Genomic DNA, 26,830 nt, shown 5'->3' on the forward strand with positions numbered 1-26,830 from the left:
CCCGAGGAACTACCCGATGGAGTCGCCCTGAGCGTGCGGTGCGGATGTACCGCGGTTCCGAGCGAAGCCCGTTCCGCCGCGTAGCCGGAGAACCTGGCGTGCAGCACAAGGCCCTGCGCAACTGGATTCGCCACGCCGAAGACGATGCCAGCGACCGCGGCGACATGCTCGGCATCGCCGAACTTGAGGTGCTTTCCGCTCTGCGTAACGAGATTGTCCAGCTCAAGAAGCGAGAACGCGGTCCTGCGCACGGCCTCGGCATTTGTCGCAGCCAAGCTCCTTTCGGAGGCCAACATCAACGCAGGCGTGGGTATACGCAAGCGAATCTCGGCGTCGCTGGAATCCTGGCCCTGCTATGCAAGCGCGTGCTCCTGGCCGTGTGACTGCCCGGCCGGCCGGCGCAGGCCCGTGACCGTCCGTCAGCGCTGCACGCAAAGCGATCCAGAACCAGAGTTCAGCCGCCGCCGACAGCGATTCGTCGCGATGGGTATCTACATGGCGTCGCCCTACGATCCGCCGTACAACTAGAAGACGATCACCAACGATCAGGTCGTCTGAATCGTTGTCCGCTACGCATAGTCGTCGAGTGCGCCTGGCGTTACAGCAGGACCAGTACGCATCCGGTGGCGGAGGACTTCAGGTATGCAAGTACTGCTAGACCCTCGGTGAACTGGGGGAGACGACCTCCCTCCAAAGCCCAGCTCAGACGAAGAGGCTGCACCGCTGCGACATCAACCACTCCGGCATAAGCTGCACAACCGAACCATTCCATGCAAGTTGGACTGGGCCGAGCCTGCGCGTCACAGATGGGTCGGGCAAAGTGTCTTATGGGTATGGGAAAAGTTGCGACGCGCCGTGCACTGCTCGGCATCATGGTGTTCGTCTGCCTGGCTCACGTGTGGGCCTACTTCGCGCCCGAACTCTGGTATGACACGTTTCCGCACATCGGCGCACCCTGGCAGACCCGCCTCGGTCCGTATAACGAGCATCTGGTGACGGACATGTCCGCGTTGTATATGGCCCTCGGGGTCGTGACAACGGCGGCCATGCGTTTGGCTGACAGCGACAGCTTCGTCACCACCGTTGGAGCGGGCTGGCTCACCTTTTGCGTTTTTCACGTGCTCTACCACATGCAACACCTCGGCATGTTTACCACGGGGGAGCGCATCGCACTCTTGAGCGTGCTTTCTACACAGACCCTGGTCGCCGCTGCACTGCTAGTCCCGTCACCCAAAAAGAAGTCCAGCGATACCGAGGATGCCGCCGCGGGGCATTGACTGCGACAACGAGATATCGTGCTCAGATCTTCTCGAAGTGGAGGCCTGGAATATCGCCAGCCGGAACTCGGACTTGGCTCGATGGCCCCGCAATCGTTGGCGATTCAGTGCCTGCTGTGGATGCCGGCGATCCCAGTGACGATGTAGCGTCGGCCACCTTTCGACTCGTCGTTGCCACTTATGTAGGACTCCGCATGAGAAGCTCACCCGCCCACCCGAAGAAGAACGGAAGCAATGTTGCTTTCTGACACCGGCGCCACAACAGGGTCTGTACGGTGAGCGGTGTAACTCCCGGACTGGAAGCGACAGTTGATGACTGACGTGACGAGTGACACCGAGGCCGGGGAGGCCGCTGTGGGTGCGACGTGCGCCGTGGATGACGGGCTGGTCGCCGAGCTGGTGGCCCGGGCCAGGCCGGTGGGGTGAAGCTCACCGGGGAGGGCGGCGTGCTGCAGCAGCTGACCAAACGGGTACTGGAGTCCGCGCTGGAGGGCGAACTCACCGATCATCTGGGGCAGACTCCGGCCGCACGAGCGACGAGCCTGAGGCCCCCATGGCCCAGCGACCGTGCCTCTGCTCCTATGGCCAGCCGCCGCTGCCGCTCGTCGAGATGCGGGAACAGCGCCTGGAACTTCGCAGCCAGGGCCGCCTCGATCCCCTCCGGTCTCCCCTTACCACAACAACGATCCTCAGAGCCGGAAGCGACGGCTTGTTTCCCGGCAGGCCCCAACTACCCGGCCTTGGGACAAGGCCCGCCGCCGGCAGAGGCTCCTGCCCAGTCACCTCGTACCCGCTGCTCCCGGTGTGACGAGTTCCAGGAGGTTGGCGTGAATCTGCGTGAACCGTTCCTGTACCTCCTGTGCGGCTTTGGCGACAGTGCTAGCGGCTGGGTCGCGAGGCCGTTCGAGCAGCAGGTGGACGGTTTCAGCCAGGGCGGTTGCAGGATCGTCTATGTTGAACGACCCGACAGCGTCGGCGTCGCTCATAACGGTGGTGAAGCCGACCAGCACGGCATGCAGGGCGTACAACTGCTTGGACAGTGGCAGATCGTCGCGCACGATCCCGTGGTCGCGCAGGATGGTCACGACCGTGTTGCTCATCGCACTCGTCGTGGCTTCGGCGAAGGCTTCCTGGTCGGCGGGACGGCGGAGCAGCTGCCGCAAAGCACTGTCGTCGTTCCACAGCCACCGCAGCCACTGATTGCCTAGTGCCGTGCGGATCAGCAGCGGAGCCAGACGGCGGGGCAGGACAGACTTCGGGTCCTGGGCAATCTCCTCAATGAGTGACTCGATCCAGGCCAGTACCTCGCGCGCGGCAAGACCGACGAAAAGGTCTTCCTTGGACTCCCAGTACAGGTAGACCGTTCCCTTGCCGACGCCCGCAGCCGCAGCGATCTCGGAGATGGTCACTTTGCGGATGCCGTGCTCAAGGACCAGTTCCCGCGCGCTGTCGAGGATCCAGGCCGCTTTCACTGAGTCGTGTTTGATCTGTCGGCTCACCTTGGTTCCTCCCGTCGGCTGGTCTGTCCCACTGCTGCCATGAAGCTGAGGGAGGTGAGCCTACCGGGCGGCAGGCCACGCTCCGAGTCAGGCCAGCGCAAGATCGACCGTCTTCATCCGGGAGCCCCTGCTGCGGTGCATCTGCTTCAAGAAGATCCTCTTGCCGATCTTCGTCGACACCACATCCTCCAGGACGGACAGAGCGACGTACTCCTTTCGATCCCTGGGTACGAAGAACTTACGCATCGTCATGCCCGTGCCCTGGTGGAAGGTGATGAAGGGGCGGAGCTTGTCTTCCCAGGCCTGTAGCGCCCGGGGCACGTCTGAGGGGTACCGCTCGAGCATGGCGCCCAGCTGGTCAGCGCCGGCCAGGCCGCTGGAGGCCCCCATGCCGGAGTAGAGGGTCAGGCACCACGCCGAGTCACCGACGAGGACGACCCTGCCCTTGTGCCAGCTGTCCATCCGCACCTGCTCGGAGCTGTCGAACAGGTGGTCAGGTGCCTTCTCGAACTGGTCGAGCAGCCAGCCCAGCGTCTCTCCCGGGGGCTGCGGTCCGAACGCCGCGCGGAGCGAGTCGATGGCGGGCCGGGTGAACTCGCTGTCCACGTCGTCGCTCATGTAGCTGAACAGCACCGTCGGCGGCCGGTCCCCGAAGGCGAACACCCACGCCGAGCGGCCCACCTCGTACAGGGCGACTCCGTCGGTGCTCTTGTATCCGGGGACCGGTCCGGGCAGGCTGCACGCCGCGAGCATGTAGCCGAGGCGGTGGACGTAGCCTTCGTCGGGCCCGAACACCATCCGGCGCACGGTCGAGCGCAGGCCGTCGGCCCCGACCACCAAATCGAAGCGTTCGGTGCTCACCCTCCCAACCGCCCTGTCCTCGATGTCGACCTCGGCACTGTCCGCGTCCTGGCGTATCGCGAGAGGGACGCAGGAGTACCGGATCTCGACATCCTCGGGCAGCGCATCGAAGACAGCGGTTTCCACGTCGCCGCGCATCAGCGGGAATGCCCGCCCAGGCACTGCTTCGATGGTGCCCATGAACGGCCGCCTGCGGCCCGCGCGGGTCGTGCTGTAGTAGGCGATGTCGTCCGACCTGCGGTCCGGTACCTCTATACCCATGCGCTCCGCCGCGGAGACCCCGCTGTTATAGAAGTTGAGGAAGTAGCCGCCGCGGCGGCGCTCCGGCGCCTTCTCCAGGACGACCACGTCCCAACCTGCCTGATGCAGCCGCACCGCCGAAGCGGTTCCGCTGATGCCGAGTCCGACTATGAGAGCCCGCTGACGAGGGGCTGTGTTCGTCTTCATGACATCAGAGTACACGTACTGACCAGATTAGTCATCTGGTCAGTTTCGTCGGTGGCTCGCGGGTGATGCCGGTTTGACATGCGGCGACGCTCCTGTCGCCGCGCAGATGTCCCGTGCAGTGGGGGTCGCCCACCCGTGTCGGTGTCGCCGGCCGATAGGGCGCACGTTTCGAAGCGGGACGGGGGTCGGCGGCGCAAGGTGGGCGTGGGGTCAGGGCAACGCGTTCGAGTTCGACAAGTCGCTATCCCAGGCCTGTTGGCGGCTCAGGGGTGCGGCGCTCTGCTGCGAACCCGCTCAAGGCGGCGAGTCTGGCCGCGGAGGCGGGCGGGGTGAACCGCCAGAACCTTGCAGGAGCAGCGCCCGGCCGCGCCGTGGACCGGGTCGGTCAGGAAGGAGGGGGGCTTGAGTGACTGACCAGATGACTAATCTGGTCAGTGTGTGTACTCTGATGTCATGAAGACGAACACAGCCCCTCGTCAGCGGGCTCTCATAGTCGGACTCGGCATCAGCGGAACCGCCTCCGCACTGCGGCTGCACAAGGCAGGTTGGGACGTGGTCGTTTTGGAAAGGTCGCCCGAGCGCCGCCGTGGCGGGTACTTCATGAACTTCTTCGAGACCGGGATCACGGCGGCGGAGCGGCTGGGCATTGACATACCGGACCGCAGGTCGGACAGCATCGCCTACTACAAGATCGATCGCACGGGCCGGAAGCGCCATGACTTCATAGGCACCATCGACCTGGTACCAGGCCGACGTATGCCCGTCGTGCGCGGCGACATCGAGACCGCTGTGTTCGATGCGCTGCCCGAGGACGTCGAGATCCGGTACTCGTCCGTTCCCCTCGCGATACGCCAGGATGCGGACAGTGCCGAGGTCGACATCGAGGACAGGGCGGCCGGGAAGGTGAGCACCGAACGCTTCGACCTGGTGGTCGGGGCCGACGGCCTGCGCTCGACCGTGCGCCGGATGGTGTTCGGGCCCGACGAAGGCTATATCCACCGCCTCGGCTACATGCTCGCGGCGTGCAACCTGCCCGGACCGGTCCCCGGATTCAAGAGCACGGACGGAATCGCCCTGTACGAGATGGGCAGGTCCGCATGGGTGTTCGCCTTCGCCGACCGGCCCCCGACAGTCCTGTTCAGCTATCAGGCCGACGACGTGGACGGCGAGTTCACCCGGCCCGCCATCGATTCGCTGCGCGCGGCGTTCGGACCGCAGCCCCCGGGAGAGACGCTGGGCTGGCTGCTCGACCAGTTCGAGAAGGCACCTGACCACCTGTTCGACAGCTCCGAGCAGGTGCGGATGGACAGCTGGCACAAGGGCAGGGTCGTCCTCGTCGGTGACTCGGCGTGGTGCCTGACCCTCTACTCCGGTTCGGGCGGCTCCAGTGGCCTGGCCGGGGCCGACCTGCTGGGCACGATGCTGGAGCGGTATCCCGCCGACACACCGCGGGCGCTGCAGGCCTGGGAAGACAGGCTCCGCCCCTTCATCGAGTACAACCAGGCTAGCGGTGTCGACGGCCGTGCCCTATTCGTCCCGGGTAACCGCACCGAGTACCGCATCACAGCCACCATAGCCAGGCTTGTGTCGACCACCCTCGGCAGAAAGCTCTTCGTGGAGGGCGTACGCCACAGCAAGATGGGCCGGATGAAGGCAGTCGACCTCGCCCTGACCTGATCAGATCCCGATGGGTCGTCGAGAATGCGGTCACCGCACCCATAGACGACAAGCTGAGCGGGATGAGGACCTGCGCCGGCCCCGGGAACGCCGCACCGAACCCCGCCGCCTCACCCTAGGACGGGTGCGGCGCGGGTTTCGCAACATCCGCGTGACCGCGGCCCGTCCGGCAGACGCACCGAAACCGTCCCACCCAGGACCGGGACGGCCTGCCGGCTCAAGGAACAAACACCGGGCCAGGCATCACGACGTCGGCAAGACAGCCAAACGCGCCGAATCGATCAAGGAGCACCGAGCTCAACGAGGATAGACGCCAAGCTCGGAAGCCGTATCTCAACTGATCTTGGAACGTGCGGTTCGAACGGAGTTCCTGGTCGGTGATCTTCCGGCTGTGTGCGCATGACGGCAGGGCCTCCTGGTAGCTCGGGGGTGCGACCTCATTCCGAGCGGATCCTGGAGGCCCCGTTGTCGTTGTTGTACGCGCATGCGCCGGTTGACTTCAACTCGCCCGCCGACACGCGCGAGTTGGACGGGAACAACGTCGTCACGCAAGACCGGGACAACAGGGCCTCCTGGTGCACGAGTTGGCTTCGCAACCCTCGTGCTGCACCGGAGGCCCTGCTTTCATGCGCCCGCGCGGCCAAGATCACCCGACCAGGGAACCCGTTCGATCAGAGCCGTCCTCATGATCGATAGGAATACGGCTTCTAACTCGCGTTGATGGGCACGCGGACGGTTGCGCCGACTCCTTCGGTTCCCTCGCTGCCCAGGTGCCAGGTCAGGTCGGCGGCCGGTCCATAAGGGGAGGAGCGCGTGCCGATCTGCATGGCGAAGTCCAGGTGGGCCCCTGGGGGAATGGCGTCGGGGGCCCCGGCGCAGTTGAGATATCCGCTTTCTACGAGTTTCGCCATTTGGGCACGGTAACTCGGGCAGGGGTGCAAGGAGATGGGGCGAGCGCCGGTGTTGGCTAGGCGGACGGTGAAGCGGAACCGCGTGCCCGGAGTGACGGCATTAGGAGTGAGCAGGGTGACGGTCAGGGGCTGGCCCTCCAGCGGGGTTACGGCGGGCGCCGGTGCTGTTCCGATGGGCTTGCCCGGCGCGGTGGTGCTCCAGGGGATGGGCTCGGGGCTTGTGGCAGCTGGCGGGCGGGGGGTCTTGCCGTTGCTGGTGTCGGTGGTGATGCAGCCGGTCAGGGCTATGGACAGGGCCACGGTGGCGGCGGCCTGGGCGGGGTTACCGGGTCTCATGCCATAACACTGCCGCGCGGCTGCGGTCAGGTCTACGGAGAGGTATCACGCCGCTGTGTACGACATCCCGTGAGTTCTCGTGATGAACTCGCAGATCATCACGAACCGGACGTCCTGCAACCACGCCGAAGCCCTGCCTCGCCGGCGGCCTACTTCACTCCGCCGCCGGCGCGAGCACGGGCTGACCACCGAGTTCCACGACCGGCTGCGCGGGAAGGTCCGTGAACGCGAAGGCCGTGAGGCCGAGCCCACGGCGGGGATCATCGACGCGCAGTCGGTGCGGGCCGCCGCGACGGTGCCGGCCGCCTCACGCGGCTACGACGGCGGGAAGAAGGTGCCAGGCCGCGAACGGCACATCGTGACCGACACGGTCGGCCTGCTCCTGGTGGTCGCGGTCACCGCCGCGAACATCGGCGACCGGGACGCCGCGGCGGGCCTGCTGCTGCGGCTGCGCCGTCTGCACCGCGACATCGCCCTCGTCTGGGCCGACGGCGGCTACACCGGGGGCCTCGTCGACTGGTGCCGCCAGAAACTCGCCCTGACCTTGGAGATCGTCAAGCGCGCCGACGACATGACGGGGTTCGTGGTGCTTCCCAGACGCTGGGTGGCAGAACGCACGTTCGCGTGGCTGATCAACTCCCGCCGTCTGGCCCGGGACTACGAGACGTTGCCGGCCGGCAGCGAGGCGGTGATCCGATGGTCGATGGTCACGCGGATGAGCCGGCGTCTGGCACGGCCACGGACTGTCGGCCGGCACTGAACATCCCCGACGCCTCCACCACGAGCCACCCGCGCTCCGCCAGGCGCCTGGCCTTCGAACGGACCCCCTCGACATTCGCCGGCGTCGTCCCAAGGCCCAGCTCCGCTGCGATCCCCATGGCCTTCACCGGTCCCTCGCCCGCGGACCGCCGCTTCTCCAGCAGCCCCAGAATCCGCTGGTAGTCGGGCGCGAGCACGGTCACCGGCAGCCCGTCCCGCCAGGGCGGCACCAGCGACCCCGGCACCGGTGAGGGAACCGTTTCCTGCTCCGCCTCGGTCACGGCAGTCGTTTCGGCGGCGGAAACGGCCAGGGCATCGACCAGTTCCTCCCGCGCGATCACCCGCCGGTCCAACTCGATCTCCGCAGCCTCCAACACCTCAGCCAACCGCGCGGCTTCCTCCCGCAGGCCCTCCACCCGCACCCGGGCAGCCGCGTCCCGCTCCTCCAGCATTCCCAGCACCGACGCCACCGCGCACCCCTCGGTCATGAAGCGGACACAAGACGCCGCATGCCTCCCTCACTCCGAATGAAACCATGCCTGACCGGCAGAAATCAGCGGATCACGTTCGGTTGAGATACGGCTTCTGAACCCAATGCTGGAAGATCACCATTGAGGAAACCTCACTGATCACTGGACCGCCCGTGAAGTCACTCACAGCGTGCACTTGGGGAAGTACGCGCGGTCGTTCAGGGGGTGGAGCGATAGATAGGGATGGTGTGACGCAGAGTGCGCCGGTTGCCCGGCGGTGGTATCGGGTCTCCTCGACGGCATCAAGGCATCGCGGGATGCCTGCGGTAGTCGCCGGGAGGCATGCCCAAGACTCTTTTGAAGGCGACGCTGAGGGCGCTTTCGGATCCGTATCCCACGGAGTGGGCGATGGAGGCGAGTGTTGCGCTGCCCTCCCGTAGCTGCCGGGCTGCGAGCTCGATTCTCCATCGCGTGAGGTATTCCAATGGCCCCTCGCCGACCGTGGCTTTGAAGCGGGCGGCCAGGGTGGACCGGGACACCGCGGCGGCGCCGGCCAGTTCGGCCACGGTCCAAGAGCGCGCCGGATCGCGGTGCAGCGAGGTCAGCGCTGCGGCGACCACGGGATCTGCGAGGCCGGCCAGCCAACCCGACACCGCCTGGGGCGCGCGTTCGAGGTGCAGACGCAGCACATGAACGAGCATGACGACGGCCAGATGCTCTGCCATCAGCGTGGAGGCCATCGGCCGATGTTTCAGCTCCTGGTCGATGGCGGTCAGTGCCCACTGCACCGTCTCCGCGTGCGGGGTGTCGGCGGGCACATGGACGATCGGGGGCAGCCTGTCGAGCAGCAGTTCCTGGGCGCGGGTACCGAAGGAGAAGCCGCCGCCGATGAGGTACACGTCGTCGCCCTGGCCCGCTCTGGCGATGCCGCCCTCGGCCCTTGCGAACACGGCCCCGCCATCGACAGGAGCAGCTTCCGGATCGCTGCGGAGTGTGAAGGAGCGTGAACGCGTCAGGAGGTAGCAGTCGCCCTCGGCCAGGTCGATCGGCTCGTCGATCCCATTGACCTCGAGCTGGCAGGAGCCGCGCCGAACGGCATTGAACTTCACCACGCGAGGGGCGTCGAACCGCACGGCCCAGCGTCCTCCCGCGGCCAGGCTCGCTGAGAGATGGCTCCGGGTCTTCAGCAGGGTCAGCACATCCTCAAGAGGATCCACACTCACCTCCGGTCTGGACGATTGCTAAAGAAGGATGGACTCTCAGTCATATAGCGTCCAGTCGACTCATCGTAGCGTGGACGCATGACAACGAACCCCCGGGCCGACAGGCACTCGCGGAACGACTCCGACCTCCTGACTACTCCGTTCGCCTCTCACGCCCGTGCGCAGGAGGTGATCGACGGCGTTGATCTCACCGGCCGACGTGCCGTGGTCACCGGCGGTGCCTCGGGTCTTGGCGCCGAAACCGTGCGGGCCCTGGCTGCCGCGGGAGCGGAGGTCACCATTGCCACGCGCCGCCCGCAGTCCGCCGAGCCGCTCGCCCAGGAGCTGGCCGCCGTCGGCGGAACGGGCCGGGTCCGCGCAGAGGCCCTCGATCTGTCCAATTCGGCCTCGGTCGACGCCTTCGCGCGAGCATGGCGCGGGCCCCTCGACATCCTCGTCGCGAACGCGGGGATCATGGCCCTTCCCACGCGCACCCTCACCCCGGACAACTGGGAAATGCAACTTGCCACCAACTACCTCGGCCACTTCGCTCTGGCCACTGGCCTGCACGCGGCTCTGCGGGACGCCGGCTCCGCCCGCATCGTGGTCGTCAGCTCCGGCGCCCACCTGAGCACGCCCTTCGACTTCGAAGATCCGCATTTCGCGCGGCGGCCGTACGACCCCTGGGCGGCCTACGGGCAGTCCAAGACCGCCGGCGTCCTGTTCACGGTGGGTGCCCGCCGCTGGGCGGCCGACGGGATCACGGCCAACGCGCTCAACCCCGGCTACATCCTCACCCGTCTGCAGCGGCACGTCGACGACGAGACCATGCGCGCGTTCGGCGTGATGGACGACCAGGGCAACGTCAAGCCGCTGCCGTACTACAAGACTCCCGAGCAGGGAGCCGCCACCTCCGTCCTGCTGGCCGCCTCTCCTCTGCTGAGCGGAGTCACCGGCCGCTACTTCGAGGACAATCAGGAGGCCCGGACCGTCCGAGGTGGGGAGGAGCAGCCCAGTGGCGTAGCCGCCCACGCACTCGACCCGGAGGCAGCAGACCGGCTCTGGGAGTACGGCACTGACGCCCTCCGCACTGCATGATCGCGGTCCGGTAGAGACGGTCGGCCTCGTCACCGTCGGCCAGGAGAGCCTGCGGGCGCCGACGCCACGAGCGCATCCGGAGTCGGCGGCACGGGTGACGCGCCAGCGAGGCGCGAGCTGGTCGAACTCACCCGTGCCGGGCGGCGGCCTCGAGGTGCTCGACCAGCGACAGGCCGGTGAAGTTGAATCCATCGTGCTCGACGCCCGCGCGAGCGGACTCCGTGGCCTCCTCGTAGCGTGCCGGGCCGTTGAAACAGCACGCCTTGGATGTAGCCCATGGCGCCCAGCAGGGACACCTCACCTCGTTGTTCGGCCCGGTCCCTGGCTGCTTCGAGGATGCCGGCGGCGACGTCTGCCTCGCCTGTGGCCCGGCCGGGCGCGGCGGCCGAGAAGTGCGCCCGGGCGGCAGCGAGGGCTCGGCGGCCCCGCGGCCAAGGGTCCGGTGTCACCTCGGCCGCACGTTCCAGCAGTACCGCCCCGGCCGCGATGCCGCCGCGATGCCGGGCGCAGTCGGCGGCCTGCTCCAGCCCTGCGGCCACCTCCTCGTCCGGCCCGTCGGCGGCCTGGGCGGCGTGCCAGGCGCGCCGGTCGGGGTCGAGGACCGGGGTCCGTGGCCTCGGCCAGCGCCCGGTGCACCGCTCGGCGTTCGCTCCATGCATCGGCTTGCTCACGGTCCGTCCCGGACGGGTGGCCCCGACGTGATCGGCAGGAGGGACAGCAGCCGCAGACTGGTGTGACTCTCGGTTCCCGGAGTCGCGGTGTAGACCACGAGCCGCTGGGACTGGTCGGGGTCGACCAGCGTCTGGCAGTGCAGTTCCAGCGTCCCGACCTGTGGGTGCCGGAAGCGCTTGGAGGCGCAGTAGGGCCCCAGCACGGGGCGCTCACGCCAGATTCCGGCGAACTCGGGGCTTTTCCTGTTCAGTGCGTCCACGAGCTCGGCAACCCGCGAGTCGCCGCCGTCGCGGGTGTAGGCGCCGTGGAGGTCCGCCACCATGAGACGACTCTGCTCGGCGTGGTCGTCCTCGGGGTGGATCAGGCGGGAGGCGAGGTCCGTGAACCAACGGTAATGGGCACTGCGTGCGAGTCCCGTGTGGGCCGTCTGGTCACCCAGCAGCGCCACGGCCGGGCGCGTCTGCTTCAGCGTCTCGCCCAAGTGGTTCATCACCTGGGCGGGGGTGTCCTCGAGCCGGTCCACGATCCGCATCATCCCTGGATTGATGTGGTCGCCGCGCTGCGTGCGGTGGGGCACGGCGTGGCCGGCGAGCTGGAAGAGGAGGTTGCGCTCCTCCAGGGACAGGTGCAATCCGCGGGCCATAGCGGCGAGCATCTGCTCGGACGGATGGGGACCTCGCGGCTGCTCGAGCCGACTGTAGTAGTCGACCGACATGTCGCAGAGTGCCGCGACCTCCTCGCGTCTCAGCCCCCCGGTACGCCGGCGACGGCCGCGGGGCAGCCCGACGTCCTCCGGCTGCAGGGCCTCGCGGCGCGCCCGGAGAAAGGCTGCGAGTGCCGCCCGGTCTGCCATGGTTGTCCTTTCTCACGGGACTTCGCCGTCACGACGGGATGTGCCGGTCCACGGAGGTCCGGGACTGCCGGTCCACGGATGTCCGGGACGGGCTCGCGGGTACTGGAGAGGGCTCACGAATGCGTGCGCCGCATCCGCGCGGCCGTGGTTCATGACACCCCACGATGTGAGCATGCTGCCAGGACTCGTCATTCCCCGGAACAATGTGTTTCCCCGGGCCTGCATGGTGGTTCCAGAGGGAGCATCTCTGACAGCGTTGTTCCGCCGCGGGGCCTACGGCGCCGGCGGCCGTGGCGAAGGTGTGTTCATCCACGGCCGCCGTCGATTCGGACCGGGGCTACGAGATCCCCGCTGTCCGGGATCATGACGACGCGGTGCGTCAGCGGGTGATCGCCTTGGTCTCCAGGAACTCCTCTAGACCGGCACGGCCCATCTCCCGGCCGTTGCCGGACTGCTTGTACCCGCCGAACGGGGCCTGGAAGTTGTGCTGTCCACCGTTGACGTCGACCTGGCCGACGCGCAGGCGCCGGGCGATCCCCATGGCGTGGTCCTCGTCACCGGTCACCGCTGCGTTGAGTCCGTAGATCGTGCCGTTGGCGATCTCGACCGCGTGATCGTCGTCGACGTAGGGGATGACGACGAGGACAGGGCCGAAGATCTCCTCCTGGGCGATGACCGACTCGGGGTCGACGTCGGAGAAGATCGTGGGCTTGACGTAGGCACCGGTCTCGAAGCCCTCCGGCCGACCGGGGCCGCCGACCACGAGCGTGGCGCCGTCGGCGATGGCACGCCGGATGTAGTCGTCGACGCGCCGGCGCTGGGTCTCCGAGGCGAGCGGGCCGATCCGCGTGCCCTCGTCGGCGGGATCACCGACGACATATTCCTCGGCCGCTGCACGGAGCTTCTCGACAACGGTCTCCTGGAGGCCCTCGGGCACCAGCATGCGCACGTAGGCGCCGCAGGCCTGACCACCGTTGGCCCAGGCGAAGGCCAGTCCGCGAGCGACGGCGGAGTCGAGGTCGGCCTCGGGGAGGACGATGTGGGCCGCCTTGCCACCCAGTTCGAGCGCGACCCGCTTGACCGTGCCGGACGCGGCGACGGAGACGCTTCTGCCGGCGCGGGTGGATCCGGTGAAGGAGATCATGTCGACCTTCGGATGGCGGGAGAGGGCCTCACCGACGACCGGGCCGGTGCCCTGCACCACGTTGAACACACCGTTGGGCAGACCCGCCTCGGTGGCGATCTCCGCGAACATCCGGGCGCTGAGAGGAGAGAGCTCGGAGGGCTTGAGGACGACGGTGTTGCCCGCCAGCATCGCGGGGACGACCTTGGTCACCAGCTGCTGGAGCGGGAAGTTCCACGGGGTGATGGCCCCCACCACGCCGATGGGCTCGCGCACGACGAGCGAGTTCTCGACCACCGCCGTCCACTCGAACTGCTCGGCCGCTGCGATCGCGGCCAACGTCGACGCGACGGGGAAGCCCACCTGCGCCTGCCGGGAGAAGGCGATCGGGGCACCCATCTCCAGGGTGATGGTGGCCGCCAGTTCCTCGCCGTGCTTCTGCAGGCTCTCGGCCAGGCGCCGCATGACGTCCGCCCGCTGCTGCGCAGACGTCGACGCCCATCCGGGGAAGGCGGCGACCGCGGCGTCGACCGCAATGTCCAAGTCCTCGGCCGTGCCCCCGTGCACGGCGGCAATGACGGATTCGTCGGCGGGATTCACGACGTCGATCAGCGGCCCGGACCCGGGGACGGCGCGGCCGTCGATCCAGTGGGACGGAGTCGGGAAGGGAACCTCGGGGTTTTCGTTCATGCGGCCAAGACAACATCGCTCGCCGCGGGGCATCCATGCCTTCCCATGCCCATGATCCGCGTCACTCGCACGGCATGCCCCGGCGGGCCGGTGGTTCCGCACACCACGGGCTACGGTCACCAGGAGCGGTGCAGGCACGTGCGCCTCGCGGCACACACCGTGATTCTCTGCCCCGCGCCCGCGCACCTGGGCGCTGTTGGCGCGCTCCATGGCGGCGGGCAGCGCTTCGGGGATGCCATGGGCCTCGTTGACCACGTAATACGTCCAGTTCACAGGGGACGCACTGGTCCCACTCCGTCCGGTCTGCGACGCGCGGAGCGGAGTCGGCGGTCAGGGTGCACTCCTCGGCGGAGAACCCTGTGTCGGCAGCGTCCCGAAAGATGGAATGGATATTGAGCAGCATGTGATCTCGTCTCGTCTCCTCTCCGCCTCCGATGTCACTCCGGTTCGTCCTGACCCCGCAGCATCAGCGCGTAGCTAAGAATCAGCGTTCCTGCCCCTCTGGTGGGATAGCCCTCCGACATGTGACAAGCAGGGGGTTGCGGGGACGACGTACGGCGACGATGCCAGGGGCAGCCCGGCAACGGCGTCGTCGGATGCGTACACGGCGGCCCCGCTCCACGACCGTGAGGCCGTCGGCCGACGCGGGGCAGGTGTGGTGGTTACCCGGGCCGGGCTTGGTCATGTCACAACAAGTCGAGCCGACCGGTCTAGAAAGGCGAAGCCTAAAGAAGCAGAGGACACCGTGCGTGAGATCTTGATCGTGGGCGGCGGTTACGCGGGTTTCTACACCGCGTGGGGCCTGGAGAAGAAGCTGCGACCTGGTGAGGCGCGCGTCACCGTGGTCGACCACCGTCCGTACATGACGTACCAGCCGTTCCTGCCGGAGGTGGTCGCCGGGTCGGTGGAGGCCCGTCATGCCGCGGTCTCGCTCCGGCGGCACCTGCGTCGGACCCGCCTGATCGCCGGTTCGGTGACGGAGATCCGCAACCGCGCGCACACGGTCACGATCCGGCCGGACACCGGGCCGGACTTCGACCTCCACTACGACGTGCTGGTGGTGACGGCGGGCGCCGTGACGCGCACCTTCCCGATCCCAGGGCTGAGTGACCAGGCGTACGGGCTGAAACACGTCGAGGAGGCCGTCGCGATCCGCGACCGGCTGCTCACCTCGTTCGACCGCGCGGCGACCCTGCCGCGCGGGCCCGAACGCCGCAAGCTGCTCACCGTCACCGTCGTCGGTGGCGGCTTCTCCGGGGTGGAGGGCTTCGGTGAGTTGCTGAGCCTGGCGACCGCGCTGCTCAAACACTATCCGGAGATCGGCGCGGAGGAACTGGCCTTCCATCTGGTTGAGGCCCGGGGCCGCATCCTGCCCGAGGTCACCGACCGGCCCGGTGAGTGGGTGGTGCGCTCACTGGAGAAGCGGGGTGCGCGGGTGCATCTGAACACCCAGCTCGTCTCCGCGAAGGACGGACACATCGTGCTGTCGGACGGCGAGGAGTACGACTCGGGTCTGCTCGTGTGGACGGCGGGCAACGCCTCCAACCCGATCGTGCACAACCACAGCGACCTTCCCGTCGACGAGCGTGGTCTGCTGACCGTGCGTGCGGATCTTCGAGTAAGTACGGACACCGAGGTCGTGGCGGACGTCTGGGCGGCCGGCGACGATGCCTCGGTACCGGATCTCGCGGCCGGACGACCGGACGCCCGTACGGTGCCCAACGCTCAGCACGCCGTCCGTCAGGGCAAGCGTCTGGCGAAGAACATCCTGGCGTCACTGCGCGGCCGGCCGACCAAGAACTACGTACACCACAGTCTGGGGGTGGTGGCCACGCTGGGGCTGGGCCGTGGCATCTTCCAGTACCGGTGGCTGGTCATCAAGGGCTTCCCGGCCTGGCTGATGCACCGGGGCTACCATGTCCTGGCCGTACCGAGCTGGGAGCGCAAGGCACGCGTGTTCGCCGTGTGGGCCACTGCCGCCTTCTACGGCCGCGACATCGTCTCCCTGGTCGCGGTCCAGCGACCGAGGAAGGCCTTCGTCTCCGGCGGCGACCCCCATCGGAGCGAGAAAGCCAGGGACGTCGTCGCCGGATAGGCCGTCTTCGATACTGTCGGGCGGCGGGCGTCTCGCTGTGAGCACCTGCTGCCCGAACGGCTACGGACCCACGGGGAGAACGGCGACACCGCCCGACGTGGCGCAGCCCACCGTCGGATCAGGGCTTGACCGCTCGGTACAGACTGCGGCCGACACGGCGTACGCGGGAGGTGCCGACAGGACGGTCGAGTGTGCTCCGGACGGCGTTGATGCTGCCGCTGTCGGTGTCACGTCCCAGAGCGGATGCGACGTCGCGGGCACGGACGTCGACGTCTCCGACCTTCACGAAGTACGCCAGGAGCTGTTCGGTGAGCTTGCCGTACTTCTTCACGGTGTCGGCGTCGGTGCGGCCGGCCGGCGCCCGGCTCTCGTCGGCGTCCTCGGTCGTGTCCGCAGGCGTCGCATGTCGCGCGGGCGCCGGCTCCCCCCTCGAAGGCGTGTCCACCGGACCGGGTGTGCTGCGGACGACGGAGCGGACGCGGGCACGAGGGCCTGGAGGGCGCTGAGGGCTCGCTGTACGGAGCCGAGGTGAGCGGCGACGGCAACCAGTTCCCTCTCCAGCGCCTGCTTCTGCCTCGAACCGGGCGAGGTCCTCCTGGAGGCTCTCGGCGGTGATCTCGATGTTGCGAGCCTTGGAGGTCTTGGAGACCGTGCGTTCCCCTCGTCCTCACCCCCTGTTCCGGCGGGGCCGCCCGCTACGCCGGAACAGCTTCCCGGCCCAGCACCGGGGATGCTACCCGGACATCATGGGGAGCGGCCTGCGCCGGTCGGGAAGGGAGCGGGCGGGCGGCGGGGGAGCACCTCGCCCAGCGTGACGACTCACCGGCTCCGCCCGCCCGATCCGTCAGGGACGGCGCGTCGTCGAGTGATCGAGCCCGGTGTCACTCGCCTCTCCCGGGCGCAGCTTGCCGTCGGCGGGCCCCGCCACCGAGTGCTGCAGTTGCCAGACCACCCGCCCACCCACATCGGCTTTCCGTCAGGCCGCGTGCTGGTCGACCCGCACCGCCGACACGTCCAGCATCAGAGTGACCTTGTCACTGATGAGGACACCTCCCGTCTCCAGCGGCGTGTTCCAGGCCAGCCCCCAGTCCGAACGCCGCAGGGTGGCCGTGCCCTCGAAGCCAACCCGGTGCTGCCCGTAGGCGTCGCCGCCGGCCCCGCCGAAGACCACGTCGATGTGCAGGGGCAGTTCGATGTCCTTGATGCGCAGACTGCCCATAAGGCGGAACTCGTCGCCGCCGAGCGGGACGACGCCGGTGGAGCGGAAGCTCATCAGGGGAAACGTCGCGGAGTCGAAGAAGGCGCGTCCTCCCAGGTGCGCGTCGCGCTCCGGGACTCCCGTGTCCAGACTGTCGGTCTGGACACTCACGTACGCCTCGGAACGGGACGGATCGGAGCAGTCGAGTCTGAGAAGGCCCTCGAATCGATCAAACCTTCCGCGGACATTGGAGATCATGGCGTGCCGGACGGAGAAACCGATCGTGCTGTGGACCATGTCGATGGTGTAGGTACCGGTCACCCCCGTGTATGGGCATGCAGGAGGAGGGGCCTGATCGCGTCGGATCAGCATGGTGAACTGCCTTCTCTGTGATTTCGGTCTGTCGATGACAAGGTGTGTCGGTGTCTCGACGAGTACCGTGCCGAACGTGGAAGGGGGCCTGCCGTCCGTGGTGCGGACTACAGACCCCCCGCGAGTGGCGGGCCCTGCTCCAGGGCCGGACCGTCACCCGGCGACTCAGTGCTGCTGCGCGAGCCAGTCGGTGAAGCGGGTCTCTCCGATGTGCGCGTCCGGCCCGGGGAGCAGCGTGGTCTCCTGCAGCTCCGCACCGAAGTACCGGGCGTGCACGTCGGTCACGACCGTGCGCGGGTCGTTCTTGGCGGCCAGACCCTTGCGGATCAGCTCGTCGAGCTGGAACTCGTCGGGGCCGGCGACCTCCACCACTCGGTTGACGGGGGTGCCGACAGCTGTGCGGCCGACGGAGGCGGCCACGTCGTCGGAGTAGATGGGCCGGATCTTGACCGGGGCCAGACGGACGGTGTCACCCTCGGTCGCCGACTCGGCGATGCCTTGCATGAACTCGAAGAACTGCGTGGCGTGAACGATGGAGTACGACATCCCCGAGTCCTTGATCAGCTCCTCCTGGGCCTGCTTGGCACGGAAGTAGCCGCTCTCCTGCAGCCGTTCCGTGCCGACCACGGAGAGGGCCACGTGGTGGGTCACACCGGCGTCCGCCTCGGCCTTGAGGAGGTTGGTGGTCGAGGTACGGAAGAATTCCATGACGGCAGCGTCCTCGAAGGAGGGCGAGTTGGTGACGTCGACCACGACCGAGGCGCCGGTCAGGACCTCGGCCAGACCCTCGCCCGTGAGCGTGTTGACGCCGGTGTCGGGGGCGGCCGGCACTGCCTCGTGAGCATGCTCGTTGAGCTTGGTGACCAGCTTCGAGCCGATCAGTCCGGTACCGCCGATCACTACGACCTTCATGCTGAGATTCCCCTCGGATGTGGTGCGATGTCGTCTGCACAGGGAAAGACCGGGTACGCATCCTCCGTGTGACACGGTGACGGTGCATTCCGATGGTTTTCGCGCGCATGTCCGATGCCTTCGACAGAAGGTGGGAAGCATCTCTCGGCCCAGCCGACGGGCGGCTATTCGACGAGCTTTCCTTCGGTGGAGACGTCCACCATGAGCGATCCAATCTCGTCCGGGACGGGGGAGTGCTTTCGTGGGTGACTCCGGTCGTGGGGGACCAGACGAGGTTGAGGCGGAGGGCGGGGTCCATGTCGGGGAAATCGCTGCGGTTGTGGCAACCGCGGGTTTCCCACTTGAGGTCGAAGGCGTGGGCGAGGTCCTGGACGCCGGCGATGTCGGGATGGAATCCGACGTTCTCCATGCGCTTTTCGATGGTGTCCAGTTCCGCCAGGCCGGTGCGCAGCCCCTGTTCGTCGAGTACGACGCCGGCGACACCCGGAAGCGGTGCGGTCACCGGCTGAAGAGTTGAGGGCGACGGCGGGTCGGCCGTCGAACCGCGCGCTGTGTGCGCGGGAGCTGTCGGCCAGGAAGCGGCGCGCGTACCTCTCGGGGTCCTCGTCGGTCAACGCCTCGATGCAGGTCCGGTGCTCGAGCAAGGACCGCACCCCCTGCTCGAAGCCGGCTCGGCGGCGACCGCGTGAGTAGGCGTCGGCGAGTTGACGACGGACACCCACCGCACGCCGTCCCACCGCCGCCGTCCCTGATCGCTCAGTTCCGGGAAGATCCAGCGGTTGCCGGCGCCCGCCGACGCGTCCAGTACGGCGCGCCCCACGGCCACGTGGTCCGGTGTGTTCCAGGCACTGTGGCCCCAGGTGTCCCGGTGGTGCAGCGTGATCACCATCTCGGGCCGGTGACGTCGGACGTTGGCGGCGATGTCCCGGCGCAGGCGCAAGCCGTGGTGCCACGGCGCCGGCGTGGGTGCGTGGCGTGCGGAAGCGGCGAATCGTCAGAGCACTCTGGGGCCGACTCGATGTGCTCGGGCACCGTCGTGCGCCCTTCGGCGCGCCGGTGTCTCAGGGAAGGAGGCCCTCCAGGGGAACCGCGGGATCGGAGAGCACGGCGTCGTTTGTCTCCACACCGGACTCGATGAGGGAGCGGATCGTACCGATGACGTCCCACACGTTGACGCTCATTCCTGCCAGAACCCGGTTCCCGGACATCCAGAAGGCGATGAACCGCCCCTCGTCCCGTGCCCCGCGGAAGACGACACGGTCGTAGCCGTCCGGCTCGGCGTAGCCGGTGTACTCCATCCCGAGGTCGTACTGGTCGGTGTAGAAGTACGGCAGCCGGTCGTAGACCGCGTCCTTGCCCAGCATGGTCAGCGCGGCGGTGCGCGGCTGGTGCAGCGCGTTGGCCCAGTGCTCGACACGCAGATGCCGGCCGAGCCGCGGATGGTAGGCGTTGGCGACGTCGCCGGCGGCATGGATGTCGGCCACGGACGTCCGTAGGTGCTCGTCCGTGACGATGCCGTCGCGCACCTCCAGGCCTGCCTCCTCGGCGAGGCGGACGTTGGGAGTGATGCCCACACCCACCACCACGGCGTCCGCAGGCAAGTGGGTGCCGTCGGCGAGCCGGACCCCGTCCACGCGACCGTCGGTTCCGGTGATCCGCTCGATCCGGGCATGGGGACGCAGGTCGACGCCGTGCTCCTGGTGCAGGCCGGCGAAGACCTCGGCCGCTTCCCGACCCAGTACCTTGAGCAGCGGCAGCTCGCTGCGTTCGAGCACGGTCACCTGCGCGCCGGCCGTCCGGGCCGCCGCAGCCGTCTCCAGACCGATCCATCCGCCGCCGACCACCACGATCCGTGCGCCCTGGGTGAAGGCGGCCTTGAGACGCTCGCTGTCGCCCACGCGCCGCAGATACAGCACGTTGTCCAGGTCGGCCCCCGGGACCGTCAGTCGACGCGGTGAGGAACCGGTCGCCAGGAGCAGCTTGGCGTAGGGCACGCGTCGGCCGTCATCCAGCGTCACTTCCTTGGCCTGCCCGTCGACCGACGTCACGCTCGTGCCCAGAAGCAGATCGACTCCGTGTTCCCGGTACCAGCCCTCGGGGTGCACGTGGATCGACTCGCGGTCCTCCTTGCCCAGGAGGTAGCCCTTGGACAGCGGCGGTCGGATGTAGGGCCGCTCGGGCTCGTCACCGATGACGACGAGGGGCCCGTCGTGGCCGTGTTCGAGCAGTTCTTCCGCGGCCTTGCCGGCGGCCAGGCCGCCCCCGACGATCACGAACGTATTCACACGCGACATGAGAATCCCAGTCTGAGGTTGTGAGGCACACACAGCGAGGCGTGTGGCGCGGTCATCCATGAGACCGGGCGCAGACACCGGTTGTGACACCGTTGCGTCGCCGTGCCGGGGTGAGCGTCGCACCACAGGGAGGAGCATGTGTGGCCCGTCGACTCACCAAAGCGCTCGTAGCGTCACCGCCAGGACATCGGGGCGGTCGTGCCCCGGCAGCGGGGCGAATCCGTGCCGTTCCAGGTCGTCGATCATCCGGGAGCGCGTGGCGGGCCACATCCAGCACGTGGCAGTGGGCCACGTCCGCGACTGCGTGCAGAGCCGCCTCGTCCAGGGTGTGCGGGTGCACGGTCTCCAGCATTCTCTGCTGCGCGGGCAGGGCGGCGAGGCGGGTCATCAAGGACGTGCGCATGGCCTGTGCGGGCTCGACAGCGTGTACGTTCGACCCAGGACTCGGCCAGGCTCATCAGCGTGACCCGTCCGGTACCGGCACCGATGTCCAGCACGCCGAGACGGGCCTTTGCGACGTCCCGGCCGTAGAGGTGACTGACGCGCGTCTCGTCCTCGTCGGCCTGCGGGATGTCGTAGGACTGCGCGGTGACGGCGTAGGAGTCCGGTTGCGGCCGGGCCGTCGGTGCTCTCGTTATGACAGGGCGCATGCCCAGCAAGACAGCACACGGGCCACTCCCGTGTGACAGCGGCGAGGGCGGATGATGTGCCGTCTGTGCGGAGTTGGGGCGATCGCCCTCTTAGCCGCTCGCTGGCACAGGCGGATGGCATGAGCAGTCCGTCCGCGCCGCGACCCGGTCAGTGTCCCCATGGCCGCGCACCGGCCGGGATGCCGTGTGCGCCGCGCGCGGATCCCGGATTGAAGGCAGAGCACGTCGACATGACTGCGAGTTCCCCACAGGTACGGCTGCCCGCGCCGTTCGCCAGTTTCGCCGCCCGACGGACCGAACTATGGCCGGCACGGCCGTTCATCGCGCGAGACGACCGAGAGTCACTCCGGAGCCGGTCCAGTCCGTCAAGCACATGCCCCGCCTCGTCGCGGAGGCGGACGTGGTCGTACTGGCGACTCCGCTGACGCCCGAGGCCCGTCAGCTCTTCGACGTCGACCTGCTGGCTCGTATGAAGGGCGGCGCACTGGTGGTCAACGAGGGGCTGTCGTCGACACCGGCGCCCTGCTGAGGGAGGCACACGGCGGTCGGCTCCTGGACGCACGCGACGTGACCGGCCCCGAGCCGCTCCTGCCGGGAGATCCGCTCTGGGAAGCACCCGGCGTGCTGATCAGCCCGCACGTCGGCGCGTTCACCCCTTCCTTGTGGCCCCGTCTCGAGGTGCTCTTCCGGCGCCAGTTGACCCGGTTCGCCGCAGGTCAACAGCTGGACAACATCGTTCCACGCTGATGGGCGCCGACGCGGCGTCACCGAGTCCGGCGAGTCTGCGTATGCCGCAGCAGCGGTGACACGACAGGTCGACCGAACGCCGCATGTCACACCGGAGCCGTCTCATCGGTCTTCATGGCGACAGCACCGGATCGCCACGGACGGCTCCACCGGTGGCCCTCACAAGACGCAGGTGCCGCGGCCCGACGGCGAAGCCGGGGACAGCGGCGCCCCCCGGGACGCAGCGGGTGATGCAGAAACGAAGGGTGAAGAGATGGGCAACGACATCCGGCCGGCCGAGCCGGGGCAGGGGCGCACCGGGGAGAGGCTCGCCCAATGGTCGCAGAGCCGACTGGGCTATCGCCGCCTGGCCGGCTCTGCTCGGCGCCTGGTCTTTCCGGACCACTGGTCGTTCATGCTCGGCGAGATAGCGCTCTACAGTTTCGTCATCCTGCTGGTCACCGGCGTCTACCTCAGCTTCTACTTCCACCCTTCCTCCGAACTCGTGGTCTATGACGGCAGCTACACCCCGTTGCGGGGGCAGTTGGTGTCGGAGGCCTTCGACTCGACCCTGCACATCTCCTTCGGCGTCCGTGGCGGCCTGCTCATCCGCCAGGCTCACCACTGGGCGGCACTGGTCTTCGTCGCCGCCCTGTTCGTGCACATGCTGCGGGTCTTCTTCACGGGCGCGTTCCGCAAGCCCCGAGAGCTGAACTGGATATTCGGGTTCCTGCTGCTCATTCTGGCCATGTTCGGGGGGCTGACCGGCTACGACCTGCCGGACGACCTGCTGTCCGGAACAGGCCTGCAGGTAGTCAACGGCACGATCCTCTCGATCCCGGTCGTCGGGACCTACCTGTCGTTCTTCCTCTTCGGTGGTGAGTTCCCCGGCGACGACCTGATCGCCCGCTTCAACACCATCCACGTCCTGATCATCCCTGGACTGATGATCGCCCTGATCATCGTCCACGTAGCCTTGGCAGTACGCCACCGGCACACCCAACACTCCGGACCCGGCCGTACCAACAACAACGTCGTCGGCCTTCCACTCAAGGCGTACGCCGTCAAGACCGGCGGCTACTTCTTCCTTGTGTCCGGCGTGATCTTCTTCTTGGCCGCCGTCGCCCAGATCAATCCCGTGTGGAACTACGGGCCCTTCCGACCCGACCACGTCTCCGCCGGCTCCCAGCCCGACTGGTACATGGGCGTCGCAGACGGCTTCCTGCGCGTCATGCCCGGCTGGGAAGTCAGCTTCTGGGGCCACACCCTGGCTCTGGACAACTTCCTGCCCCTGCTGGTCGGTGTGCTGCTCTTCCTGGCCATGGGCGCCTACCCCTTCCTGGAGGCCTGGGTCACGGACGACGACCGCGACCGAAACCTGCTGGACCGCCCGCGCAACCGCCCGGTGCGCACCGCGCTGGGCGTGGCCTGGCTCAGCGTCTACGCGGTGGCCCTCATAGGTGCCGCCAACGACCTGATCGCCACCCATCTGCACGTCTCTGTCAACGCGGTCACCTGGGCCGTGCGCATCGGCCTGTTCGTCGTACCGGTCCTGGCCTTCGTCGTCACCAAACGCGTGGCGCTGGGCCTGCAGCGGCGAGACCGCGACAAGGTGCTCCACGGGCGCGAATCCGGCATCATCAAACGTCTTCCGCACGGCGAGTACGTCGAGATGCATGAGCCGCTCAGCCAGGAGCGACTGCACGCCCTGACCGCCCACGAACAGTACCGGCCCCTCGGTCCCGCAACCCTGCGAGACGCGGACGCGGACGGTGTCATGCCCAGTACCCAGCGCCTGCGCGTCAGACTCAGCCGCGTCCTGTACGGCCCGGGTACGCAGATCCCCAAGCCCACGGCGGCCGAGTACAAGGAGATCCGCGGTCGGCACCGGTCTTGATCACCGGCCACACAGGTCCCCTCCCCGCGGGACATCCGTCTCGCCGGCCCCAGCGGCCGTCCTTCCCCCGCGCAGCGGCGACGGTGCCGTCGGCACAGCCGCAGCGCACCTCACTCGTATCTCAGAAAGGCACCTGTAACGAGCCGTACCTCCCGCATGAGCCGGGCCCGTGTCTCCCTCACCGTTCTGGCCGGCGCCACTGTCGTCGCAGGCCTGCTCGTCACCGCCGTCGCCCCTACCTCTGCCGACAACAACGACACCTCGCCCGGCCCCAAGCCCACCGTCGTCCTGATCCACGGTGCGTTCGCCGACTCCACAGGTTGGAACGACGTCATAAAGAAGCTCCGGCATCACGGTTGCCGCTGGTGGCCGTCGCCAACTCGTTGCGCTCGCTGAGCGGCGACTCCGCCTGCCTCAAGGACGTTCTCGCCAGCATCGACGGTCCCGTGGTCCTGGCCGGTCACTCCTACGGCGGCTCGGTGATCAGCCATGCCGCCACGGGCAACAAGAACGTCAAGGCACTCGTCCACGTCGCCGCCTTCCTCCCCGAGAAGGGCGAGAGCGCGGTCGACCTGTCGGGAACGGGCCCCGGCAGCACTCTCGGCGATGCGGTGCGCTCCGTGCCCTTCACGAACGCCGACGGCTCGCAAGGCACCGACCTGGACATCCAGAACGACAAGTTCCGGCACCACTTCGCGGGGGATCTGTCCCGTGACGAGACCGACCTGATGGCCGTCACCCAGCGACCGGTCACCAACGCCGCCCTGACCGAGGGCGCGGCCGAGCCGGCCTGGAAGACCGTTCCGCCCTGGGTCCTGGTTGCCCCGCAGGACCTCAACGTCCCGCTCAAGGCGCAGTACTTCATGGCCGAGCGAGCCGGCGCCCACGTCACGCGGGTCCGAGCCTCGCACGCGGTGAGTGTCTCGAGGCCCGGGAAGGTCACCGAGGTCATCGAGGACGCCACCCGCTCGGTGCGCCGACCCTTCCGCGCAGCGCCTGCAGGGCTGGGACTGCGGTCAGAGCAGCTTCCCGAGCTCGTTCAGAAGCCGCGGACCACTGTCACGGTGAAGCGGCTGGTGCCGAGGGGCGCTGCGGAGGCGGCCCTTCGGCGGCCTGGGCGTGACGGCGTCCAGGCATGGTCCGGGCCGCATTCGTTCGTCGCGGCCACGCCCGATCCAATGGCGCGGTTCGTCGGCGCTGTCCACACTCGGCCGTTTCGGCCGGTCGAGTGTGCGAACCCCGCTCCATCGACCGCCGGTCCGCGCGTGCATGTCCCGCACCGGGCCCGGCCGCGCAGGGACAACCTCATGCGCCACGAACCGCGGATCATCCCGATAGGCCCCGACGACCTCGTCGGCACCGTGGCGATGCATCGTCGCTGTTCGTCGCAGACCTGTGCGGCTAACACGGGCGATGGACGACCCACGGACCTACCTGCCCGCACTGCTGGCCCGTCCGGCGTCGGTGTATCGGGCCGCACGGGACACAAGGGCCGCATCGTCGCCGTTGGCCACCTGATGCCGGACTGTTCGGCCGTCGAGGCCGCGCCCCTCGTCGAGGACGCATGGCAGGGCCATGGCTTGGGTACCGGCATGCACCGCCTGGGCCACCATGCGCTCGTCGGTGGCTGGTTCGACACTGTACGGCCTCGTCCTGTCCGGTGACGAGCGCATGGACGCCATTCCTCGGTCACGCGACCGTGCCCGTTCACCGGCGGGAGGAGGCGGCACCGTCACCGCCTGGATCCACGTCACTGACCTGGCAGCCGGCCCAGCCACCCGCCGACGGCGAGGCTTCCTCCGCGCCGGGCAGCGGTAATCGTGACCGCTCCCAGGCCACTCGGAGACGAACGGCACCATGCATCCGTCGGGTGACACCCGTTCGGCGAGCTGTTATGTCCGCTGAGGTTGGGGACAGCGATCACTGAGTTTGTCGTGTCGCCGATGGCTTTGCGGATGCGGGTCATCCGGACCCTCCGACCGCGTAGCGCGGACGGTCCCGCCGCCGGGGCAGTCCGAACAGCGGGTGCGGGGGAATCCGGCACGGCCGGTCGTGGATGTCGTCGCGTCGTTCCCAGCGGATGCGCAGGCGGCGGAAGCCGTGCAGCCAGGCGATCGTTCTTTCGACGACATGCCCGAAGGTGCCCTGGCCGGAGCGTGGGGCCGGCCTCGTTCGGCGATCACCGGGCGTATGCCCAGGGCCCACAGCAGGCGCCGTTACTTGGCGTGGTCGTAGCCGCGGTCGCGAGCAGCGCGTCGGGCCGGCGCCTGGGCCGGCCCGACGGTCCCTGCGACGGCGACGGTGGGCCGGGTTGAGCGGGGATCTTGTCGAGCAGGGACAGCAGCTGGGTGACGTCGTTGCGGTCGGCGCCGGTCAGCGACACCGCGAGCGGGATGCCCTGGGCATGGGTGAGGACGTGGTGCTTGCTGCCCGGTCGTGCACGGTCGACCGGGCAGGGACCGCTTTTGGGCCCCTGCGGGCCGCCCGGAGGTGGGAGGAGTCGATCACAGCCCGGGACCAGTCCAGCTTCTTGGCCGACCGCGGCTTGGGCAGCAGCACATACAACTGGTCCCCACACCTCGCCCCCGTTCCACGCGGCCAGACGTCGCCAGCAGGTCATGCCCGAACCGAAACCCAGCTCCTGCGGCAGGTACTCCGACTGGATCCCGGTGTGCAGCACGAACAAGATCCCGCACAACGCCTGCCGATCCGGCACCGGGCCTTGTCCCCGAGGAGTGGACACCTGTTCGTGCAGTCATGCGGCAAGTGTCAGGGTAGCTGGCTGCTGTTCGTAGGCTATCGGCGCCTGCT

General features: G+C 68.1%; 18 protein-coding genes and 9 pseudogenes. 11 read left to right on the plus strand and 16 right to left on the minus strand.

What is annotated here, in order from left to right; translation table 11 throughout:
- The first annotated feature begins 98 nt into the window (after window positions 1–98).
- From ACGF8A_RS32770 to ACGF8A_RS32780, 3 genes and pseudogenes are all read left to right on the plus strand, one after another.
- The gene (locus tag ACGF8A_RS32770; RefSeq protein ID WP_393114112.1) at window positions 99–383 is read left to right on the plus strand and encodes a hypothetical protein; all 285 of its coding nucleotides are present in this window, start codon (window positions 99–101) and stop codon (window positions 381–383) included.
- Between the two features lie 450 nt (window positions 384–833).
- Window positions 834–1,277, plus strand: coding sequence for a hypothetical protein (locus ACGF8A_RS32775; protein WP_393114114.1), 444 nt, complete (start codon window positions 834–836; stop codon window positions 1,275–1,277).
- A gap of 312 nt (window positions 1,278–1,589) precedes the next feature.
- Window positions 1,590–1,792, plus strand: a pseudogene (locus ACGF8A_RS32780) (IS256 family transposase); the annotation flags it as partial.
- Window positions 1,793–1,794: 2 nt separating this feature from the next.
- Here ACGF8A_RS32780 and ACGF8A_RS32785 read toward each other — a convergent pair.
- The 3 genes and pseudogenes from ACGF8A_RS32785 to ACGF8A_RS32795 form a co-directional block, all read right to left on the minus strand.
- A pseudogene (locus tag ACGF8A_RS32785) lies at window positions 1,795–1,932 on the minus strand (ISAzo13 family transposase); the annotation flags it as partial.
- 124 nt (window positions 1,933–2,056) lie between these two features.
- Window positions 2,057–2,776, minus strand: a complete 720-nt coding sequence (locus ACGF8A_RS32790) for a TetR/AcrR family transcriptional regulator (RefSeq protein WP_393114117.1) — start codon at window positions 2,774–2,776, stop codon at window positions 2,057–2,059.
- Window positions 2,777–2,863: 87 nt separating this feature from the next.
- Window positions 2,864–4,084, minus strand: a complete 1,221-nt coding sequence (locus ACGF8A_RS32795) for an FAD-dependent monooxygenase (protein ID WP_393114120.1) — start codon at window positions 4,082–4,084, stop codon at window positions 2,864–2,866.
- 453 nt (window positions 4,085–4,537) lie between these two features.
- Here ACGF8A_RS32795 and ACGF8A_RS32800 point away from each other — a divergent pair, with 453 nt between their 5' ends.
- Together ACGF8A_RS32800 and ACGF8A_RS32805 are read left to right on the plus strand one after the other, a co-directional pair.
- Window positions 4,538–5,761: an FAD-dependent oxidoreductase gene (locus ACGF8A_RS32800; RefSeq protein ID WP_393114122.1), complete on the plus strand. Its 1,224-nt coding sequence runs from the start codon at window positions 4,538–4,540 to the stop codon at window positions 5,759–5,761.
- Between the two features lie 67 nt (window positions 5,762–5,828).
- Window positions 5,829–6,071 (plus strand): annotated as a pseudogene (locus tag ACGF8A_RS32805) (transposase); the annotation flags it as partial.
- 397 nt (window positions 6,072–6,468) lie between these two features.
- On the opposite strand, the gene ACGF8A_RS32810 reads toward ACGF8A_RS32805, so the two are convergent.
- On the minus strand, window positions 6,469–7,008 hold the full coding sequence (locus ACGF8A_RS32810; RefSeq protein ID WP_393114124.1) for a hypothetical protein: 540 nt from the start codon (window positions 7,006–7,008) through the stop codon (window positions 6,469–6,471).
- Window positions 7,009–7,090: 82 nt separating this feature from the next.
- On the opposite strand from ACGF8A_RS32810, the gene ACGF8A_RS32815 reads away from it, so the two are divergent.
- Window positions 7,091–7,768: a transposase gene (locus ACGF8A_RS32815; protein ID WP_393114127.1), complete on the plus strand. Its 678-nt coding sequence runs from the start codon at window positions 7,091–7,093 to the stop codon at window positions 7,766–7,768.
- Here ACGF8A_RS32815 and ACGF8A_RS32820 read toward each other — a convergent pair.
- Window positions 7,716–8,255, minus strand: a complete 540-nt coding sequence (locus tag ACGF8A_RS32820) for a hypothetical protein (RefSeq protein ID WP_393114129.1) — start codon at window positions 8,253–8,255, stop codon at window positions 7,716–7,718. The two genes, ACGF8A_RS32815 and ACGF8A_RS32820, sit on opposite strands and share 53 nt — an antisense overlap.
- Before the next feature lie 284 nt (window positions 8,256–8,539).
- Complete coding sequence (locus ACGF8A_RS32825; RefSeq protein WP_393114131.1) at window positions 8,540–9,454, minus strand: AraC family transcriptional regulator; 915 nt, start codon at window positions 9,452–9,454, stop codon at window positions 8,540–8,542.
- An 84-nt stretch (window positions 9,455–9,538) separates the two neighbouring features.
- Between ACGF8A_RS32825 and ACGF8A_RS32830 the strand changes: the two genes are divergently transcribed.
- Complete coding sequence (locus ACGF8A_RS32830) at window positions 9,539–10,537, plus strand: SDR family NAD(P)-dependent oxidoreductase (RefSeq protein ID WP_393114133.1); 999 nt, start codon at window positions 9,539–9,541, stop codon at window positions 10,535–10,537.
- On the opposite strand, the pseudogene ACGF8A_RS32835 reads toward ACGF8A_RS32830, so the two are convergent.
- The 3 genes and pseudogenes from ACGF8A_RS32835 to ACGF8A_RS32845 form a co-directional block, all read right to left on the minus strand.
- Window positions 10,488–11,182, minus strand: a pseudogene (locus tag ACGF8A_RS32835) (hypothetical protein); the annotation flags it as partial. The gene ACGF8A_RS32830 and the pseudogene ACGF8A_RS32835 sit on opposite strands and share 50 nt — an antisense overlap.
- 22 nt (window positions 11,183–11,204) lie before the next feature.
- Window positions 11,205–12,062: a helix-turn-helix transcriptional regulator gene (locus tag ACGF8A_RS32840; RefSeq protein ID WP_393114137.1), complete on the minus strand. Its 858-nt coding sequence runs from the start codon at window positions 12,060–12,062 to the stop codon at window positions 11,205–11,207.
- A gap of 379 nt (window positions 12,063–12,441) precedes the next feature.
- Complete coding sequence (locus ACGF8A_RS32845; RefSeq protein WP_393114139.1) at window positions 12,442–13,908, minus strand: aldehyde dehydrogenase family protein; 1,467 nt, start codon at window positions 13,906–13,908, stop codon at window positions 12,442–12,444.
- A 712-nt stretch (window positions 13,909–14,620) separates the two neighbouring features.
- Between ACGF8A_RS32845 and ACGF8A_RS32850 the strand changes: the two genes are divergently transcribed.
- Entirely contained in the window at window positions 14,621–15,970 is a 1,350-nt protein-coding gene (locus ACGF8A_RS32850) for an NAD(P)/FAD-dependent oxidoreductase (RefSeq protein ID WP_393114141.1), read from the plus strand.
- A 118-nt stretch (window positions 15,971–16,088) separates the two neighbouring features.
- On the opposite strand, the gene ACGF8A_RS32855 is transcribed toward ACGF8A_RS32850, so the two are convergent.
- From ACGF8A_RS32855 to ACGF8A_RS32880, 6 genes and pseudogenes are all read right to left on the minus strand, one after another.
- Window positions 16,089–16,415 (minus strand): hypothetical protein, encoded by a 327-nt coding sequence (locus tag ACGF8A_RS32855; RefSeq protein ID WP_393114143.1) that lies wholly within the window; start codon window positions 16,413–16,415, stop codon window positions 16,089–16,091.
- 531 nt (window positions 16,416–16,946) lie between these two features.
- The gene (locus tag ACGF8A_RS32860; RefSeq protein WP_393114159.1) at window positions 16,947–17,537 is read right to left on the minus strand and encodes a YceI family protein; all 591 of its coding nucleotides are present in this window, start codon (window positions 17,535–17,537) and stop codon (window positions 16,947–16,949) included.
- Between the two features lie 168 nt (window positions 17,538–17,705).
- Window positions 17,706–18,452: an SDR family oxidoreductase gene (locus ACGF8A_RS32865; RefSeq protein ID WP_393114145.1), complete on the minus strand. Its 747-nt coding sequence runs from the start codon at window positions 18,450–18,452 to the stop codon at window positions 17,706–17,708.
- A 164-nt stretch (window positions 18,453–18,616) separates the two neighbouring features.
- A pseudogene (locus tag ACGF8A_RS32870) lies at window positions 18,617–18,930 on the minus strand (succinate dehydrogenase); the annotation flags it as partial.
- A 20-nt stretch (window positions 18,931–18,950) separates the two neighbouring features.
- A pseudogene (locus tag ACGF8A_RS32875) lies at window positions 18,951–19,398 on the minus strand (PIG-L deacetylase family protein); the annotation flags it as partial.
- A gap of 115 nt (window positions 19,399–19,513) precedes the next feature.
- Window positions 19,514–20,746: an NAD(P)/FAD-dependent oxidoreductase gene (locus ACGF8A_RS32880; protein WP_393114148.1), complete on the minus strand. Its 1,233-nt coding sequence runs from the start codon at window positions 20,744–20,746 to the stop codon at window positions 19,514–19,516.
- 951 nt (window positions 20,747–21,697) lie between these two features.
- On the opposite strand from ACGF8A_RS32880, the pseudogene ACGF8A_RS32885 reads away from it, so the two are divergent.
- From ACGF8A_RS32885 to ACGF8A_RS32895, 3 genes and pseudogenes are all read left to right on the plus strand, one after another.
- Window positions 21,698–22,143 (plus strand): annotated as a pseudogene (locus ACGF8A_RS32885) (NAD(P)-dependent oxidoreductase).
- Window positions 22,144–22,396: 253 nt separating this feature from the next.
- On the plus strand, window positions 22,397–24,019 hold the full coding sequence (locus tag ACGF8A_RS32890; protein ID WP_393114151.1) for a cytochrome bc complex cytochrome b subunit: 1,623 nt from the start codon (window positions 22,397–22,399) through the stop codon (window positions 24,017–24,019).
- 156 nt (window positions 24,020–24,175) lie between these two features.
- Window positions 24,176–24,996: pseudogene (locus tag ACGF8A_RS32895) on the plus strand (alpha/beta hydrolase); the annotation flags it as partial.
- 985 nt (window positions 24,997–25,981) lie between these two features.
- Here the strand turns inward: ACGF8A_RS32895 and ACGF8A_RS32900 are convergent.
- Window positions 25,982–26,771: pseudogene (locus ACGF8A_RS32900) on the minus strand (IS5 family transposase); the annotation flags it as partial.
- Window positions 26,772–26,830: the final 59 nt, after the last annotated feature.

It is taken from the genome of Streptomyces sp. NPDC047706, from assembly GCF_043204795.1.
Lineage (GTDB): Bacteria > Actinomycetota > Actinomycetes > Streptomycetales > Streptomycetaceae > Streptomyces.